General features: G+C 69.8%; 19 protein-coding genes. 11 read left to right on the top strand and 8 right to left on the bottom strand.

Going from position 1 to position 16,656, the window contains the following annotated elements:
• The first annotated feature begins 185 nt into the window (after positions 1-185).
• The 8 genes from AKJ13_RS10380 to AKJ13_RS10415 all read left to right on the top strand — a co-directional run bounded on the left by AKJ13_RS10380 (position 186) and on the right by AKJ13_RS10415 (position 6,626).
• Positions 186-1,961, top strand: a complete 1,776-nt coding sequence (locus AKJ13_RS10380; protein WP_050733274.1) for an acetolactate synthase 3 large subunit — start codon at positions 186-188, stop codon at positions 1,959-1,961.
• A gap of 96 nt (positions 1,962-2,057) precedes the next feature.
• Positions 2,058-2,600, top strand: a complete 543-nt coding sequence (ilvN, locus tag AKJ13_RS10385; protein ID WP_007561879.1) for an acetolactate synthase small subunit — start codon at positions 2,058-2,060, stop codon at positions 2,598-2,600.
• Between the two features lie 53 nt (positions 2,601-2,653).
• Entirely contained in the window at positions 2,654-2,947 is a 294-nt protein-coding gene (locus AKJ13_RS10390; protein WP_050733275.1) for a MazF family transcriptional regulator, read from the top strand.
• Complete coding sequence (locus AKJ13_RS10395; protein WP_050733276.1) at positions 2,928-3,278, top strand: type II toxin-antitoxin system PemK/MazF family toxin; 351 nt, start codon at positions 2,928-2,930, stop codon at positions 3,276-3,278. Before AKJ13_RS10390 ends, AKJ13_RS10395 begins: the two co-directional genes overlap by 20 nt.
• Positions 3,279-3,357: 79 nt before the next feature.
• Positions 3,358-4,002 carry a glutathione S-transferase N-terminal domain-containing protein gene (locus AKJ13_RS10400; RefSeq protein WP_050733277.1) on the top strand — a complete coding sequence of 215 codons (645 nt, stop codon included), beginning with the start codon at positions 3,358-3,360 and terminating at the stop codon, positions 4,000-4,002.
• A gap of 78 nt (positions 4,003-4,080) precedes the next feature.
• On the top strand, positions 4,081-4,746 hold the full coding sequence (locus AKJ13_RS10405; RefSeq protein WP_050733278.1) for a TetR/AcrR family transcriptional regulator C-terminal domain-containing protein: 666 nt from the start codon (positions 4,081-4,083) through the stop codon (positions 4,744-4,746).
• A 35-nt stretch (positions 4,747-4,781) separates the two neighbouring features.
• Positions 4,782-5,801, top strand: coding sequence for a ketol-acid reductoisomerase (gene ilvC, locus AKJ13_RS10410; RefSeq protein ID WP_050733279.1), 1,020 nt, complete (start codon positions 4,782-4,784; stop codon positions 5,799-5,801).
• Positions 5,802-5,972: 171 nt separating this feature from the next.
• Positions 5,973-6,626: a pyridoxamine 5'-phosphate oxidase family protein gene (locus AKJ13_RS10415; RefSeq protein ID WP_007561889.1), complete on the top strand. Its 654-nt coding sequence runs from the start codon at positions 5,973-5,975 to the stop codon at positions 6,624-6,626.
• 171 nt (positions 6,627-6,797) lie between these two features.
• On the opposite strand, the gene tam is transcribed toward AKJ13_RS10415, so the two are convergent.
• From tam to AKJ13_RS10440, 5 genes are all read right to left on the bottom strand, one after another.
• A complete protein-coding gene (gene tam, locus AKJ13_RS10420) occupies positions 6,798-7,580 on the bottom strand; it encodes a trans-aconitate 2-methyltransferase (protein WP_050733280.1) in 783 nt (260 codons plus the stop codon).
• A gap of 25 nt (positions 7,581-7,605) precedes the next feature.
• Complete coding sequence (locus AKJ13_RS10425; protein WP_050733281.1) at positions 7,606-8,307, bottom strand: haloacid dehalogenase type II; 702 nt, start codon at positions 8,305-8,307, stop codon at positions 7,606-7,608.
• Positions 8,304-9,368, bottom strand: a complete 1,065-nt coding sequence (trpS, locus tag AKJ13_RS10430) for a tryptophan--tRNA ligase (RefSeq protein WP_050733282.1) — start codon at positions 9,366-9,368, stop codon at positions 8,304-8,306. Before trpS ends, AKJ13_RS10425 begins: the two co-directional genes overlap by 4 nt.
• A 93-nt stretch (positions 9,369-9,461) precedes the next feature.
• Positions 9,462-10,223, bottom strand: coding sequence for a Fe-S cluster assembly protein HesB (locus tag AKJ13_RS10435; protein WP_050733373.1), 762 nt, complete (start codon positions 10,221-10,223; stop codon positions 9,462-9,464).
• A gap of 313 nt (positions 10,224-10,536) precedes the next feature.
• Positions 10,537-11,280, bottom strand: coding sequence for a GyrI-like domain-containing protein (locus AKJ13_RS10440; protein ID WP_050733283.1), 744 nt, complete (start codon positions 11,278-11,280; stop codon positions 10,537-10,539).
• Positions 11,281-11,478: 198 nt separating this feature from the next.
• Here AKJ13_RS10440 and dapF point away from each other — a divergent pair, with 198 nt between their 5' ends.
• On the top strand, positions 11,479-12,366 hold the full coding sequence (gene dapF / locus AKJ13_RS10445; RefSeq protein ID WP_050733284.1) for a diaminopimelate epimerase: 888 nt from the start codon (positions 11,479-11,481) through the stop codon (positions 12,364-12,366).
• On the top strand, positions 12,366-13,592 hold the full coding sequence (gene mtaB / locus AKJ13_RS10450; protein WP_050733285.1) for a tRNA (N(6)-L-threonylcarbamoyladenosine(37)-C(2))-methylthiotransferase MtaB: 1,227 nt from the start codon (positions 12,366-12,368) through the stop codon (positions 13,590-13,592). The genes dapF and mtaB overlap by 1 nt, the downstream gene beginning before the upstream one ends.
• A gap of 164 nt (positions 13,593-13,756) precedes the next feature.
• Here the strand turns inward: mtaB and AKJ13_RS10455 are convergent, their stop codons facing one another.
• The gene (locus AKJ13_RS10455; RefSeq protein WP_050733286.1) at positions 13,757-14,431 is read right to left on the bottom strand and encodes an RNA pseudouridine synthase; all 675 of its coding nucleotides are present in this window, start codon (positions 14,429-14,431) and stop codon (positions 13,757-13,759) included.
• A 159-nt stretch (positions 14,432-14,590) separates the two neighbouring features.
• Here AKJ13_RS10455 and ftsY point away from each other — a divergent pair, with 159 nt between their 5' ends.
• Positions 14,591-15,946, top strand: coding sequence for a signal recognition particle-docking protein FtsY (gene ftsY, locus AKJ13_RS10460; protein WP_050733287.1), 1,356 nt, complete (start codon positions 14,591-14,593; stop codon positions 15,944-15,946).
• Here the strand turns inward: ftsY and AKJ13_RS10465 are convergent.
• Positions 15,943-16,338, bottom strand: a complete 396-nt coding sequence (locus AKJ13_RS10465; RefSeq protein ID WP_050733288.1) for a type II toxin-antitoxin system VapC family toxin — start codon at positions 16,336-16,338, stop codon at positions 15,943-15,945. The genes ftsY and AKJ13_RS10465 overlap by 4 nt on opposite strands.
• Positions 16,335-16,595: a type II toxin-antitoxin system VapB family antitoxin gene (locus tag AKJ13_RS10470; protein ID WP_050733289.1), complete on the bottom strand. Its 261-nt coding sequence runs from the start codon at positions 16,593-16,595 to the stop codon at positions 16,335-16,337. The genes AKJ13_RS10465 and AKJ13_RS10470 overlap by 4 nt, the downstream gene beginning before the upstream one ends.
• Positions 16,596-16,656: the final 61 nt, after the last annotated feature.

Raw genomic sequence — 16,656 nt, forward strand, 5'->3', positions numbered from 1 at the left:
TTATTGCCCGCTGCCCGGTGACGCATCACGGCCAACGAGATCCACGCGTTCGAGATACCGACGAACACAGTGCTTTCGGGCGAGGCGGATGCCGCCTCGCGTGACGAAGGTGCAGGACGAAAGGAACCGGTCCGTCCGGCGGCGCACGACCGCCGCCGGCGATCCGGGGAGCGGAGGAGGAGAGCATGGGCGGCGAGGTCATGACCGGGGCCGAGATGGTCATCCGGGCATTCCGGGATCAGGGCGTGGACACGCTGTTCGGTTATCCGGGCGGTGCCGTACTTCCGATCTACGACGCTCTGTTCCACCAGGACGCGGTGAAGCACGTGCTCGTCCGGCATGAGCAGGGCGCCGTCCATGCGGCCGAGGGCTATGCGCGCTCGTCCGGCAAGGTCGGCTGCGTGCTGGTCACGTCCGGCCCCGGCGCCACCAACATCGTCACCGGCCTGACCGATGCGCTGCTCGACTCAATCCCGCTCGTCTGCATCACCGGGCAGGTTCCGACGCATCTCATCGGCACCGACGCGTTCCAGGAATGCGACACGGTCGGCATCACGCGCCACTGCACGAAGCACAATTATCTGGTCAAATCGATTGAGGACCTGCCGCGCATCCTGCACGAGGCCTTCTACGTCGCGGCGAACGGCCGGCCCGGCCCGGTCGTCATCGACTTGCCCAAGGACATCCAGTTCGCCTCCGGCCTCTACGAGCGCCCGGAGATCTCCAGTCACAAGACCTACCGCCCGGCGGTCAAGGGCGACGGCGAACGGATCCGCGCGGCGGTCGAGCTGATGGCGACCGCGCGTCGTCCGGTCTTCTACACCGGCGGCGGCGTGATCAATTCGGGCCCGGAGGCCTCCCGGCTCCTGCGCGAGCTGGTGGCCGAGACCGGCTTCCCGGTCACCTCGACCCTGATGGGGCTCGGCGCCTATCCGGGCACGGATCCGAAGTTCCTGGGCATGCTCGGCATGCACGGGACCTACGAGGCCAACCTCGCGATGCACGAGTGCGACGTGATGATCTGCGTCGGCGCCCGGTTCGACGACCGGATCACCGGCCGGCTCGACGCGTTCTCGCCGTTCTCGAAGAAGATCCACATCGACGTCGACGCCTCCTCGATCAACAAGGTGGTCAAGGTCGATGTCGGGATCGTGGGCGACTGCGCCTCGGTGCTGGCCGACATGCTGGAGGCCTGGCGTGCCCTGCCGTCGCGGCCGGAGACATCCAACCTCGATCCGTGGTTCCAGAAGATCGGCGCCTGGAAGGCCCGCGACTGCCTCGCCTACTGGCCGTCGGGGACGATCATCAAGCCGCAATACGCCGTGCAGCGTCTCTACGAGGCCTGCAAGGACCGCGAGACCTACATCACCACGGAGGTCGGCCAGCATCAGATGTGGGCGGCGCAGTACTTCAAGTACGATGAGCCGAACCGCTGGATGACGTCGGGCGGCCTCGGCACGATGGGCTACGGCCTGCCGGCGGCGATCGGCACGCAGCTCGCCCACCCGAAGGGGCTGGTGATCGACATCGCCGGCGAAGCCTCGATCCTGATGAACATGCAGGAGCTCTCGACGGCGGTTCAGTACCGGCTGCCGGTCAAGGTGTTCATCCTGAACAACGAGTACATGGGCATGGTCCGGCAGTGGCAGGAGCTGCTGCACGGCTCGCGCTACTCGCAGAGCTATTCCGAGAGCCTGCCGGACTTCGTCAAGCTGGCGGAGGCCTACGGCGCCAAGGGGATGCGCTGCGAGAAGCCGGGCGACCTCGACGGCGCCATCGCGGAGATGCTGGCCTATGACGGGCCGGTTCTGTTCGACTGCATCGTCGACAAGACCGAGAACTGCTTCCCGATGATCCCCTCGGGCAAGGCGCATAACGAGATGCTGCTGTCCGATTACCTCGGCGAGACCGGCGTCGAGCTTGGCGACGTGATCTCCGAGGAAGGCAAGATGCTGGTGTGACGGGTTTGGCGGCGGCCCTTTCGGGATCGCCGCCTGCCGTATGGGCGGCGTGCGGACGCCGATGAGCACGGACTGGACGACGAGGACGAAGCCGGCATGAACGCGATGAACACCCACTATCCCGACGCCGTGCGCGTCGAGCCGGTGAACCGGCACACGCTCGCCGTGATCGTCGACAATGAGCCCGGCGTGCTCGCCCGCATCTCCGGCATGTTCTCCGGCCGCGGCTACAACATCGAGAGCCTCACCGTCTCCGAGACCGAGGAGGCGCGCCACATCTCGCGGATCACCATCGTGACCGCCGGCACCAACGCCGTGATCGAGCAGATCAAGGCGCAGCTCGACCGGCTCGTGCCGGTCCACCGGGTCGTGGACCTGACCCTCCAGGGCAACGCGTTGGAGCGCGAGATCTGCCTCGTGAAGGTCAAGGGCGAGGGCGAGCACCGCAGCGAGGCGCTGCGGCTGGCCGCCGCCTTCGGCGCCAAGACGCTGGACGCCACGCTCAACTCCTTCGTGTTCGAGCTCACCGGGGCCACCGAGGAGATCGACCGGTTCGTGCGCCTGATGAGCGTGATCGGGCTGGTGGAGATCTGCCGCACCGGCATCAGCGCCATGGGGCGTGGGTCGGAGCCGCTGTAGGAAGCGCCGGCCCGGATCTGCTATGTTCCGTTGTCCTCGCGGGAGGCGGAGCGATGGAAGCCAAGGTCATACGCTGGGGCGAAGATTTCGCCGTGCGGCTGAGCAGCGCGGAAGCCGAGGAACTCGGCATCCGCGAGGGCGAAACCGTCGAGATTGTGTCGAAGACTCCACCGCCGGTGGAGTCTCGGCAATGGCACGGTCGCCGGTATGTCGACGGCCTGCCGGTTTATACCCTCGACGAGATGGTCGCCGAGATGCGCCGTCTTGGCTCGGACTTTGAGCCGCCGACCGTCGATTGGGGGCCGGACCGCGGTTCCGAGATCGTCGATGACGACGATCCCCGCTGATCGGGTGCTGGAAGCCGAAGATCTGATCCTCGTCGAGTTCGGCCCCGTACTTGGCACGGAACAGGACGGACGCCGTCCGGCGCTGGTTATCTCGGAAGCGCTGATGAACGTCGCGACGCGGCGGGTCATCGTGTGCCCAATCACGCGCAACATCGAGCCCTGGCCGACGAAAGTCATGCTCCCACCCGGCTTCGGCGTCACAGGTGCGGTTCTAACGGATCAGGTCCGCTCGATCGATCCGCGTGCCCGCATCTTGAGACGCCTGGGCGCCGCACCCGCTGCGGTTCTCGCCGAGGCTCGCCATCAGATCGCGAAACGCATCGGCCTGTAGGCTGATATCTCTACTTCGCGGATCCGGGATTGTGATCACGGGTTTGCTGCTCTCCATGCTCAAAGCGTAAAGAACCCGAATGACGACTCGCACCCTCTACTACGCCCCCGGGGCCTGCTCGCTGGCCGCCCACATCATCCTGGAGGAATCCGGGCTGCCGTTCGAGGGCATCAAGCTGAACCTCGCGGCGGGGGACCAGAGGGCCCCGGAATACCTCGCGATCAACGAGCGCGGCCGGGTGCCCGCCCTGGTCGAGGACGGCTGGGTGCTGACCGAATGCGCCGCGATCCTGCGCCACGTCGCCCGCTCCGTGCCCGAGAAGGGCTTTTGGCCGACCGACCTGCGCGAGCAGGCCCGGGCCGACGAATGGCTCGGCTGGCTCGCCGCCAACCACCACGTCGCCTACGCGCATGTGCGCCGGCCGGAGCGCTACACCGCGGACGAGGACGCGTTTCCGGGCATCCGCGACAAGGCCGCGGACACCTACGGCGATCTCTGCACCATGACCGAAGTCCATCTCGCGAACGGCGGCTGGGCCGTAGGGGATCGGTACGGCGTGGTCGACGCCTACCTTATGGTCTTCTGGGTCTGGGCCTCCGGTTCGTCGCTGCGCTTCGACATGCCCGCGCGCTTCCCGGCCTGGCACGCCCATGCCCGCAGGGTCGCCGAGCGGCCGGCCGTGCAGGCGGCGTTCGCCCGCGAAGGGCTGGCCCTGCCGGCCTGAATCCGGCCCCGCCGGGCCCCTTGCGGCGCTCAGCGAATCGCTCTATCGACCGTACCGTACGGTACGGTACTGGAAACGATGCGGTCGAGCCTCGCAGAGCGGCAGGAGACGGTGGAGGCGGGCGCCGAGGCGCCGGCGACGCCGTCCGTGCGTCAGCAGGCGGTGCTCGACGCCGTGCTCGCCCTCATGGTCGAGGACGGGGACCAGCTCACCATGGACGCTGTGGCGCGCCGGGCGAGCTGCTCCAAGGAGACCTTGTACAAGTGGTTCGGCGACCGCGACGGCCTGCTCACCGCGACGGTGCGGTGGCAGGCGTCCCGGGTCCATGCCGGAGGCGCAGCCGTGCAGGCCCTCGATGGGGCGACCCTGCGGGAGCATCTTCAGGACTTCGCGGTCTCCTGGCTGACGGTGATCACCAGCCGCACCTCGGTGGCGCTGAACCGGATCGCCGTGGCCCATGCCGGCTCGCGCAAGAGCAATCTCGGCGGCATCGTGCTCGCGAACGGCCGGTTCGCCATCGGCGAGCGCGTGAAGCCGGTGCTGGAGGCCGGGCGCGATGCCGGGCTCCTCGCCTTCGCGGACAGCGAGGCGGCGTTCCGGACCTTCTTCGGCCTTGTCGGCCGCGATATTCAGATCCGATTGCTGCTCGGCGAGGCGCTCGACCTCGGCGAGGATGAAATCCGGCGCGACGCAGACCGCGCCGTGGAGCAGTTCCTGGCCCTGTACGGCCGGGCGAAGGCCTAACCCAACCCGAAACCAACACCGAAGAGGAAACCGACATGCGGGTGTATTACGATCGCGACGCCGACCTGAACCTGATCAAGGGCAAGAAGGTCGCCATCGTCGGCTACGGCAGCCAGGGCCACGCCCACGCGCTCAACCTGCGCGATTCCGGCGTGAAGGACATCGTCATCGCGCTGCGCGAGGGCTCCGCCACCGCCAAGAAGGCGGAAGCCGAGGGCTTCAAGGTCCTGTCGGTGGCCGAGGCCGCCAAGTGGGCCGACGTGGTGATGATGCTCACCCCCGACGAGCTGCAGGGCGACATCTACCGGGAATCGCTCGAGAAGAACATGAAGGACGGCGCCGCCCTCCTGTTCGCCCACGGCCTCAACGTCCACTTCAACCTGATCGAGCCGCGCAAGGACCTCGACGTCCTGATGGTCGCCCCGAAGGGCCCGGGCCACACCGTGCGCTCCGAGTACCTGCGCGGCGGCGGCGTGCCGACCCTGATCGCCATCGCCCAGGACGCCTCCGGCAACGCCCACGATCTCGGCCTGTCCTACGCCTCCGCGAATGGCGGCGGCCGCGCCGGCATCATCGAGACGACCTTCAAGGAAGAGTGCGAGACCGACCTGTTCGGTGAGCAGGCCGTGCTCTGCGGCGGCCTCGTCGAGCTGATCAAGGCCGGCTTCGAGACCCTGGTCGAGGCGGGCTACGCCCCCGAGATGGCCTATTTCGAGTGCCTGCACGAGGTGAAGCTGATCGTCGACCTCATCTACGAGGGCGGCATCGCCAACATGAACTACTCGATCTCCAACACGGCGGAGTACGGCGAGTACGTCACCGGCCCGCGCATCGTCACGCCCGAGACCAAGGCCGAGATGAAGCGCGTGCTGAACGACATCCAGTCGGGCACCTTCACCCGCAACTGGATGCTGGAGAACAAGGTCAACCAGACCTCGTTCAAGGCGACCCGCGCCAAGCTCGCCACCCACCCGATCGAGGAGGTCGGCACCAAGCTCCGCGCCATGATGCCGTGGATCTCCGAGAAGGCGCTGGTCGACAAGACCCGCAACTGATCGTTCGGATCGCGCGGCCGGGCTCTGCTCGGCCGCGCCTGCGCGGGCCGGTCACGCGAAAGCGAGGCCGGCCTTCTCTATTGCCGGTTGCCGACCGCTGCCATTCCCGGCGATAACCGCCCCAGCGGTCCCGCCTGCATGAGGACCGGAGAGGGTTGGAGAGGACACGCCATGGCATCGCTCTATTCGGACGTCCACCGGGCGCTGCAGACCGAATTCGGCACCACCAAGCTCGCCGTGCGCCTGGATGAGGACTGGGTCCACGAGAGCATCCGGCCGGACGAGGGCGCCTTCATCGGCTCCCGGGACATGTTCTTCCTGTCCACCGTTGATCCCGACGGCATGCCGACCGTCTCGTACAAGGGCGGACCCCAGGGCTTCGTGAAGGTGCTCGACGAGAACACGCTCGTGTTCCCGGGCTTCGACGGCAACGGCATGTTCTACTCGATGGGCAATATCGAGGGTCAGGCCAAGGTCGGCCTGCTGTTCATCGATTTCGAGACGCCACACCGGATCCGGGTGCAGGGCCACGCGACGCTGCTGCGCGACGACGCCCTGATGGCCGAGTACACCGAGGCCAAGTACCTGGTGAAGGTCGCGGTGAAGAAGATCTGGGTCAATTGCCCGCGCTACATCCACAAGTACCAGAAGCTCGAGCAGAACAAATACGTTCCGACGCCCGGTCGCGAGACCCCGCTCGCCTCCTGGAAGCGCCTCGACCTCGCCGGCGACGTGATCAGCGATGCGGACAAGGCCCGGGTCGCCCAGGAGGGCAAGCTCGAGGTGGCCGAGTACGAGGCGCTGGTCGCCCGCGGCGAGGCCTGAACGGACGCCCCGCGCACGCTCACCGTCCGTGTGAGCGCGCGCGAAGCGGCCCGGGGAAGCGCGACCACAGGAAGGGCGTGTCCCTGGGTTGCCGCGCGATGCACAAAGCGACGCTGCGGGGCGGTCCGACGAAGCGCGCGATGTCAGCCGGGCTCGCAGAGACCGGGGCCGCTACCCGCCTTTGCGGGCGACGATGAACACCCGCGGGAAGGCCAGCAGCCGCCGGCCGTCGCTGCGCGGCGGGTAGCCGGCGTCGATGGCGGTTTCGTAGGCGGCGAGGAACCCGGCCGTCTGGTCCGGGTCCAGCGGGTCGAGGAACGGGCGCAGCCCGGTGGCCCGGACCCAGGAGACGATGGCGGCGGCATCCGCCATCGGGTGGTGATAGGCGGTGCGCCAGACGTCCAGGTCGGCAGTGAGCGGCGCGAGCAGGTCGTAATAGCCGGCCGGATCCAGCATCCGCCCGACACGCCCGGCCACGGCCGGATTGCCGATCGCTTCAGCCCAGGGACCGGACGCGGCGGTCTCGCGCATCAGCCGGTGCGAGGGCTCGGTGAGGTTGTCGGGCATCTGCACCGCCAGCACCCCGCCGGGCGCCAGCAGGCCGAACAATCGGGGCAGCAGCACCGGATGGTCGGGCAGCCATTGCAGCACGGCGTTGGCGTAGATCAGGTCCGGCGCCCGCTCCGGTGTCCAGGTCGCGGCGTCGGCCAGCGCGAAGGCGAGGCCCGGCAGCCGGGTCCGGGCGCTCTCCAGCATCGCGGGCGAGGTGTCGAGGCCGATCACCTCGGCCTCGGGGAAGCGCGCCGCGATCAGGGCCGTCGAATTGCCGGGGCCGCAGCCGAGATCGTAGGCGAGGCGCGGGGCGTCGAGGGGCACGCGGGTCAGGAGCTCGGCCGCCGGGCGGGTGCGCTCGTCCTCGAAACGGGTGTAGAGGGCGGGGTTCCAATCGGCCATCGTGCTCCCCCCTGTTCGTCTCTCGTCAGCAGCCGAGCTGGTCGGCCAGGTCCGCCAGGTCCCGGGCCGCGTAGGTGACCGGGACGCCGGGCGCGGTTTCGCCACCGCCGGGCCCGTGCTCGTGGGGCCGGGCGATGTGGGCGGTGGAAAGGCCGTGGCTCGCCGCCGCCGCGAGGTCGTTCGAATGGGCTGCGACCATCAGGGTCTCCGCCGGCGTGAAGCCGAAGGCCGCCACCGCGTCGCGGTAGAGCGCGGGCTTCGGCTTGTAGTCGCGCGAATAGCCGGCGCCCAGGATCGCGTCGAAGACGAAGCCGTTGCGCCGGGCGAGGTCGGCCATCAGCCGGACATGGCCGTTGGAGTTCGGCGCCAGGAGGTGCCGCTCCCGCAACCGGCGCATGGCGTCGGGCACCTCGGGCCAGGCGTCGAGCCGGTGCCAGGCCTGGACAAGCTCGCGCTGCACGTCATCGGGTACGGTCGCGATGCCGAACTGCGCCAGAACGCCGGGCAGGGATTCCGTCTGCAGGGTGTCGAGGTCGACGAAGGGCCGGGCGCCGGAGCGGACGGTTTCCATCGAGGGGTTGTAGCGGCCGCGCCAGGCATCCGCGAAGGCGCCGGCATCCAGGGCCGGCGCGTAGGGGGCGAGCAGGCGCGCGGCCTCCCGAGCGACCCCGGAGCGCCAGTCGACGAGCGTTCCGAAGACGTCGAAGACGAGCGCCCGGACCGTCACCGGATCGCCTGGAGGTTCGGGCTCCGGCGCACGAAGCCGACGATGTCCTTGACCGCGTCGAGGGTCTGGGCCGCGATCGTCTCGGCCCGCCCGGCGCCGTCGGCCAGCACGGCATCGATATGACCGGGATCGGCGGTCAGCCGGCGCATCTCCCCGGCGATCGGCGCGAGGTTCGTCACCGCGAGGTCGGCCAAAGCCGGCTTGAAGGTCGAGAATTGCGCCCCGCCGAAATCGCGCAGCACTTCCTCGCGGGTGATGCCGGCGAGCGCGGCGTAGATCCCCACGAGGTTGTCGGCCTCCGGCCGCTCCTTGAGACCCGCGATCTCGGAGGGCAGGGGCTCCGAGTCGGTCTTCGCCCGCCGGATCTTCTGGGCGATGGTGTCGGCCTCGTCGGTGAGGTTGATGCGCGCGTTGTCGGACGGGTCCGACTTCGACATCTTCTTCGACCCGTCCCGCAACGACATGACGCGAGCCGCCGGGCCGCCGATCAGCGGCTCGGTGATCGGGAAGAAGGCCTCGCCGTGGCCGTGGGCCGCGATCGACTTCGCGAAGTCGGTGTTGAACTTCTGGGCGATGTCCCGGGTCAGCTCCAGATGCTGCTTCTGGTCCTCGCCCACGGGGACGTGGGTGGCCCGGTAGGCCAGGATGTCGGCGGCCATCAGCACCGGGTAATCGTAGAGCCCGATCGAGGCGTTCTCCCGGTCCTTGCCGGCCTTCTCCTTGAACTGGGTCATGCGGTTCAGCCAGCCGAGGCGGGCGACGCAGTTGAACACCCAGGCAAGCTCGGCGTGCTGGGGCACCTGGCTCTGGTTGAACACGATCGAGCGCGTCGGATCGATGCCAGCGGCCAGGAACGCGGCCGTGACCTCGCGGATCTGGCCGCGCAGGGCCTCCGGGTCCTGCCAGACGGTGATCGCGTGCAGGTCGACCACGCAGTACAGGCACTGCGCCTCGCGCCCCTGCATCTCCACGAAGCGCTTCACCGCCCCGAGGTAATTGCCCAGATGCAGGTTGCCGGTGGGCTGGACGCCCGAGAAGACCAATTCGGTGAACGCGGCCATCGGCGCCGATCCTGAAAACGAAGACGCCGGGGCTCCGCGCCTGCCGGGCGCGGGGTTACTCGCACCCGCGGCCCGGACCGGTCAAGGATGCCGTCACGGCTCCCGCGCGCCGAGGGCCGCGCTCGGGCAGAGATCGACCAGGACGCAGCGCCCGCAGGCGGGGCGGCGATGATGGCAGACCTGCTGGCCGTGCAGCATCAGGATCTCGTGATTGTCGTAGAGCGCCTGCGCGCTCCAATCCGCCGGCAGCTGCGCCCGCAGGATCGCGTGCGAGGGCCCGACATCGACCCGGGGCCCGATCAAGCCGAGGCGCTGGGCGACCCGGTGATGGTGGCTGTCCACCGGCAGGGCCGGCATCCGCAGGGTCGAGAACGACAGCACCGCCGCGCTGGTCTTGGGGCCGATTCCGGGGATCGCCTCCAGCCAGCCCCGGGCCGCCGCGACATCCATGTCGCCCAGGAAGGCGAGGTCCAGGCTGCCGCAGCGCTGGCGCACGGCAATGAGTACCTCGCGGATCCGGGGCGCCTTCAGCTCCGGCCAGGTCACGCCGGCGATCGCCGCCTGGATCTCCGGCACATCCGCGTCGATCACCGCCTCCCAGTCCGGGAAACGAGCACGCAGGGCCTTGAAGGCCCGACCGGATTCGGCGTTGCGCGTCCGGTGCGAGAGCAGCGACGAGACCAGCTCGCTGACCGGATCGAGGCTGTGGAAATACGGGATCGGGCAGCCATAGACCGGGCAGAGCCGGGCATGGATCGCGAGCGCCTTGTCGGCGAAAGCCGGGTCGGCCGGCGAGGGCGCGGCCCTACGGCGCGACGGCGGGGCGGAGGTGGTCGGGAACAAGGACGTCGGCATGCACGGGGAATCCGCAAGCCGCCGCCGCTGTTCCAGGGCGCCGAAACCAGCGGCGATCTGTCCATCGGCCGAGGCCACGCGACGTGCGCATGGGATTATTGGATCATCGCACGAGGGAATGGCTGTTCGGCAGGTCAAGGCGCTGCCGAACAGCCATTCTACGATCGGTGATGGACCCATGGCCGAATGACTCACATCGTCATCCCGGGGCTCTGCCTCGCGGCCCCGGGATGACGGGGCGGATGATTACCCCCGGCGACCTTTCGGTTGCCGAAGAGAACATGAGCTCTTTTTAAGGCCGTGTTCCAGCAGCCTACTTCACCAGCGCGAAGATATTCACGTCGAGGTTGTCGTCGGTGCCGTCCTTGAGGTCGGTGGCGTATTCCTCGACGAAGCGGTCCTGGACCACGATGTCCTTGGCGTCGAGATAAGCCGTCAGCGTCTCGTAGGTGCCGTCGATCGACTCGTAGGAGCCCCGGTGGGGGAAGCGCAGGGCCTTGCCGGACGGCGTCGTGCCGAAGCGCATTCCGTCGGCATCCGCGGGTGCCGGGTTCGGGGCGGCGGCCACCGGAATCATCGCCTCGAACTCGAAGCCGTCATCGTCGGTGCGGGTGAACACCGCCAGCGGCCGGCCCGCGGGGGCGATGCCGAGCTTGGCGAGATCCGCCTCGATCCGCGTGAAGGCCTGGGTCAGGTTGACGATGGCCTCCTCCCACTTGGTCTTGCCCGAGACGATCGCGGTGGGCTTGGCCGGCAGGGTGACCTCGTCGACGTCGCCGGGCTCGCCGGGTTTCTCGATCAGCGTCGGCCGCCCGGGTGTCCCCACGGCGGCCTGGCCGGCGGGGGGCGGGGCCACTGCCTGCTGCGGCGCCGGGGCGGCGCTCTTGGTCGGGTCGGCGACCGGGTTGGGTGCCGTGGTGGTCGGCAGCGGACTGGTCTGGGCGGGCGCCGGCGCCGTGGACGGTGGCGGAGCCGGCTGCTGCTGCGCGGCCAGGGGACCGCCGGCTGCGAGCAGCAGGGCGGTCGAGAGAGCGACGAGAGAACGAAGGCGGATCACGGGTGGCGCTCCGGTCGGGTCCCGGCGGATCGTCGCGTGGGCTCCCGCCGGCTAACCTAGTGGCGATCCGGCCTGGCCGCGAGGGCACGGGGCACGAGAGCGGCGGGTGCGGCGCATCTGCCACGCTGCCGGCCCCCCTCGCTTCGGGCGAGCGGGTTTGCCATATAGCCGCTCGATCCCCTCAAAGCTTCTGGCCGCATGAGCGCACTTGCCCATAGACGCTTCCTGAAGATGCACGGCGCCGGCAACGCGATCGTGGTGCTCGACCTGCGCGGCTCGACCGCCAAGGTCCGGCCCGAGGAGGCGCGGGCGATCGCGCAGGATCCCGGCTCGAGCTTCGACCAACTCATGGTGCTGCACGATCCCGTAAGCCCCGGCACCGACGCGTTCATGCGGATCTACAACACCGACGGCTCTGAATCCGGCGCCTGCGGGAACGGCACGCGCTGCGTCGCCTACGCGATGCTCGACGACCCGGCCATGGCCCGCCCCGCCGAGGGCGGCAGGCTGGTTCTGGAGACCGTGGCCGGGCGGGTCGGCGTGCGTCGGATCTCGGAGCGCGCCTTCACGGTGGATATGGGCCGTCCGAAGCTCGCCTGGGACGAGATCCCCCTGTCCGAGCCGTTCCCCGACACGCGGCGGATCGAATTGCAGATCGGCCCGATCGACGAGCCGCTCCTGCACTCGCCGGCCGCCGTGAACATGGGTAACCCGCACGCGGTGTTCTTCGTGGACCGGGATCCCGCCTCCTACGACCTCGCCCGGATCGGGCCGATGCTGGAGAACCACCCGCTCTTCCCGGAGCGGGCCAACATCTCCATCGCGCAGGTGACCGAGCGCGAGGCGATCACCCTGCGGGTCTGGGAGCGCGGTGCCGGGCTGACGCTCGCCTGCGGCACCGCCGCCTGCGCCACCGTGGTGGCGGCCTCTCGCCTGCGGATGATCGGCCGGCAGGCCCAGGTCCGGCTCCCCGGGGGCGAATTGTTCGTGGAATGGCGCGCCGACGACCACGTCCTGATGACCGGCCCGGTCGCGCTCGTCGCCGAGGGCAACCTGGCGCCGGAGCTGTTTTCCGGCGCCGCCTGATGGGCGTCGAGACCCTGACCTTTGGGTGCCGGCTCAACACCGTGGAATCGGAGGCCCTGCGGGTCCACGCGGCCGCCGACGGGCGCGACCGGGTGGTGGTCAACACCTGCGCGGTGACCCGGGAGGCCGGCCGCCAGGCCCGCAAGGCGATCCGGCGGATCGCCCGGGAGCGGCCCGGCACCGAGATCGTGGTCACCGGCTGCGGCGCCGAGGTCGAGACCGAGGCCTACGCGGCCATGCCGGAAGTCGCGCGGCTCGTCGGCAATGCCGAGAAGCTGAGCCCCGCGGGCTGGTCGCCCGCCGGCACCGGCCCGGGCGCCGTCATGGCGGCCCGTACCGTCGCGCCGACGCGGATCGACGCGATCGCCGGCCATACGCGGGCCTTCGTGCCGGTGCAGAACGGCTGCGACCATCGCTGCACCTTCTGCATCATCCCGTTCGGCCGGGGCGCGTCGCGCTCGGTGCCGGTGGCCGACGTCATCGAGCAGGTCGAGACCATCGTGGCCCAGGGCGGCCGCGAGGTCGTGCTCACCGGCGTCGACCTCACCGCCTATGGCCGCGACCTGCCCGAACCGTTGCTCTCCCTCGGGGGCCTCGTGCGGGCGATCCTGTGGGCGGTGCCGGAGCTCGCGCGCCTGCGCATCTCCTCGATCGACTCGGTGGAAGTCGACGACGCGCTGCTCGCCGCGCTCGCCGAGGAGGAGCGGCTGATGCCGCACCTGCACCTGTCCCTCCAGGCCGGCGACGACCTGATCCTCAAACGGATGAAGCGTCGGCACGCGCGTGCCGATGCGATCCGCTTCTGCGCGACCGTCCGCGCCCTGCGCCCGGACGTGGTGTTCGGCGCCGACCTGATCGCGGGCTTCCCCACCGAGACCGAGGACCAGTTCGCCCGCTCCCTCGACCTCGTGGCCGAGTGCGGGCTGACGCATCTGCACGTCTTCCCCTATTCCCACCGCCCCGGGACGCCGGCCGCCCGCATGCCCCCGGTGGCCGCCGACGCGATCCGCGACCGCGCCGCCCGCCTGCGCGCGGCCGGTGCCGCCGCCCTGCGTCGGCACCTCGACGGCCAGGTCGGGCGCACGCTGACGGTCCTGGCCGAGCGCGGCGGCACCGGCCGAAGCGCAGATTTCACGCCGGTGCGGCTGGCCGGAGATGCGGAGGCGGGGACGTTTCTCGCGGTCACGATCACGGGGCATGACGGGGCGCGACTGATCGCTGCGTGAAGCCCCTCACACCGCAGCATTCTTATCCGCACCGTCATTGCGAGCGTAGCGAAGCAACCCAGTGCACCGCACGATTTCCGAACGAGGCGTATCCCTAGGTTGCTTCGCTACGCTCGCAATGACGGCTGGCGCTGCGAAACCGTCACCAGAAACCGAATGCCGGTCTAGCCGCCCATTCGCGCCGCGGCGTCCGCGATATGCCCTGGCGGCGGCGCCTCAATGCTGATCGCCTCCCGCTTCGGGTAGAGCGGGATCGTCAGCGTCCTTGCGTGCAGGTGCAGGCTGCCGCCTCGGGGGCCGCTGCCGTAGATCGAGTCTCCCAAAATCGGCCAGCCGGAGGCGGCGCAATGGACCCGGAGCTGGTGCGTGCGGCCGGTGACCGGCTTCAGCTCCAGCCAGGTTTGGCCGTCGGCGCGACCGAGGACGCGCCAATGGGTCAGGGCCGGGTCGCCCGCCGGGTCGGCCTTCATCCACCAGGAGCGCGGATCGTCGGAGCGGCGCGCCAGCGGCAGGTCGATCCGGCCGGATTCCGCGTCGGGGCCGCCCTCGACCACGGCCCAGTAGGTCTTGTCCACGGCGCTGCCGGCAAACAGCTTGCCGAGCCGCGCGAGCGCCTTGGCGTGGCGGCCGAGCGCCAGGCAGCCGGAGGTGTCGCGGTCGAGCCGGTGCGCGGCCTCGGGGCGGCGGGGCAGGCCGAAGCGGAGACCGTCGAGATGGTCGGTCAGGGTCTCGCCGCCGCGCGGGCCCGGATGGACCGGCAGGCCCGGCGGCTTGTCGATGACGAGCAGCAGGGCATCGCGGTAGAGGAGGCGGGCACCTATGTCGAAGGTGAGGGACATCCGGTCGGGCCAGGGCGCGCGCCGCCGAAGCGGCGGCCGGTTCGGCGCAGGCGAGCGCGTCAAACCAAGGACTTGGAGCCGTTGCCGTTTGCAACGCGGTCGGCAACGGCTCTAGGGGTTCGGCATCGGGTCGGCAAGCTGGGGCGAGGACGAGGTTTCATGGCGAGCGAGGACAAGCCCGGCTGGTTCGGGCGCCTGTTCGGGCGCAAGGGCCAGAGCACGGGCGAAGGCACGGACGAGCACAAGGCGGAGACGGAGCTGCCTGCGGATGCGCCGGCCTCGCCCTCCGAGGGTCAGCCCGACTACGCCACCGGGGCCGAGGACGTCGCCCATATCCCGCTGCCGCCCGAGGAGACGGACGCCCCCGTCGCCGACGTGGTCGAGGGGGCGGACCTGCTGCCGATCGAAGGCGAGCCCGAGCGGCCGCCCGCCGGCACGGCCGGGGACGATCCCGCGCACGGTGCCGATCCGGTCGATACCGGGGACGCGAACCGGGAGCCGGTGGTCGCGCCGATGCCCGATATCCAGCCCGTGGATTCCGCCGCCGCGCTGGCCCACGATGCCGGCGCCGGGCCGGACCGGGAGCCCGAGGCCAAGGGCTGGTGGACCCGACTCACCTCCGGGATGAAGCGGACATCGTCGGCCCTGACCGACCGGGTGACCGGCCTGTTCACCAAGCGCAAGCTCGACGCCAACACCCTGGAGGATCTGGAGGATGCCCTGATCCAGGCCGATTTCGGCCTCGAGACCGCGACGCGGATCTCGGACGCCGTCGGCAAGGGCCGCTATGAGAAGGGCATCTCGCCCGACGAGGTTCGGGCGATCCTGGCCACAGAGGTTGAGCGGGCGCTGGATCCCGTGGCGGTGCCGCTCGTCATCGACAGCACGAAGAAGCCGTTCGTGATCCTTACCGTCGGCGTGAACGGTGCCGGCAAGACCACGACTCTGGGCAAGCTCGCCTCGAAGCTGCGCGCGGAGGGTCGGACTGTGATGCTGGCGGCCGGCGACACGTTCCGCGCGGCAGCGGTGGAGCAGCTCAAGGTCTGGGGCGCACGCACCGGCACCCCGGTGGTCAGCGGCGGGGAGGGGGCCGACGCGGCCGGCCTCGCCTTCGACGCCCTGAAACAGGCGGGTGCCGTGGGGACCGACGTCCTGCTGATCGACACCGCCGGACGGCTCCAGAACAAGGCCGGGCTGATGGCGGAGCTGGAGAAGATCGTCCGCGTGCTGCGCAAGCAGGACCCGGAGGCACCGCACGCCACGATCCTCGTCCTCGACGCCACCGTCGGCCAGAACGCGATCTCGCAGGTGGAGCTGTTCTCCCAGGCGGCGCCGGTCTCGGGCCTGGTGATGACCAAGCTCGACGGCACGGCCCGCGGCGGCATCCTGGTGGCGCTCGCGGCCAAGTTCGGCCTGCCGGTGCACTTCATCGGCGTCGGCGAAGGCGTGGAGGATCTGGAGCCCTTCGCGGCCCGGGACTTCGCGCGGGCGATCGCCGGGCTGGAGAAGGATTAGGCCGTCGGGCGCAGCACGGCGGTCCGGGCGAAGTCGTCGCCCTTGAACAGGAGCGGCGCGTTCAACGACCGGGCCAGCGCGTAGGCGAAGCAATCGCCGAAGTTGAGGCCGGCTGGGTGCCGGCCCTTGCCGTAGCGCGCGAAAACGTCGGCGGCGATCTGGGCGAGGGTGTGGTCGACCGGTACGACTGTGATCGCTTCGCGGAGGAGCCAATCGTCGAGTTCGACACGGCCTATCACCCAGCGTGACATCTCGATGGCGCATTCGAGATACGTCGCCGAGGCCATCGCGCGATACCGGTGAGCGCGAATTGCGACGCTGAAGCTGACCGCATCCGACTCCTGGTTCAGGATCGCGATGAAGACGGAGCTATCGATGACGACGGTGCTCACACGGGCAGGCCGTTCTCGTCATAGGCCAGAATCTCTTCGATCGGCCGGGGGTCGACCAGCTGGCTTGCGTAGGTGCGCTCGTGCAGCAATCGTCCCGACGCAATGGCGGCGGCGCGGTCGCGCTGTCGATCCTCCTCCACCCGCGCCCGCTCCCGCCGGAGCAGCTCGAGCAACAGATCCGGCGCGGCGCGGTGGGTGGTGGCCGTGAGGTCGGCGAGGAGCGCCTCGACCTCGGCATTGTCGATCGTGATGGACATCGTAAGCCCCGCGTTCCACACAGCCCCGAAACCGCCAGCCCGGCCTCCAGCCTAACGCGAG

This window comes from Methylobacterium sp. ARG-1, assembly GCF_001262595.1.
Classification (GTDB): domain Bacteria; phylum Pseudomonadota; class Alphaproteobacteria; order Rhizobiales; family Beijerinckiaceae; genus Methylobacterium; species Methylobacterium brachiatum.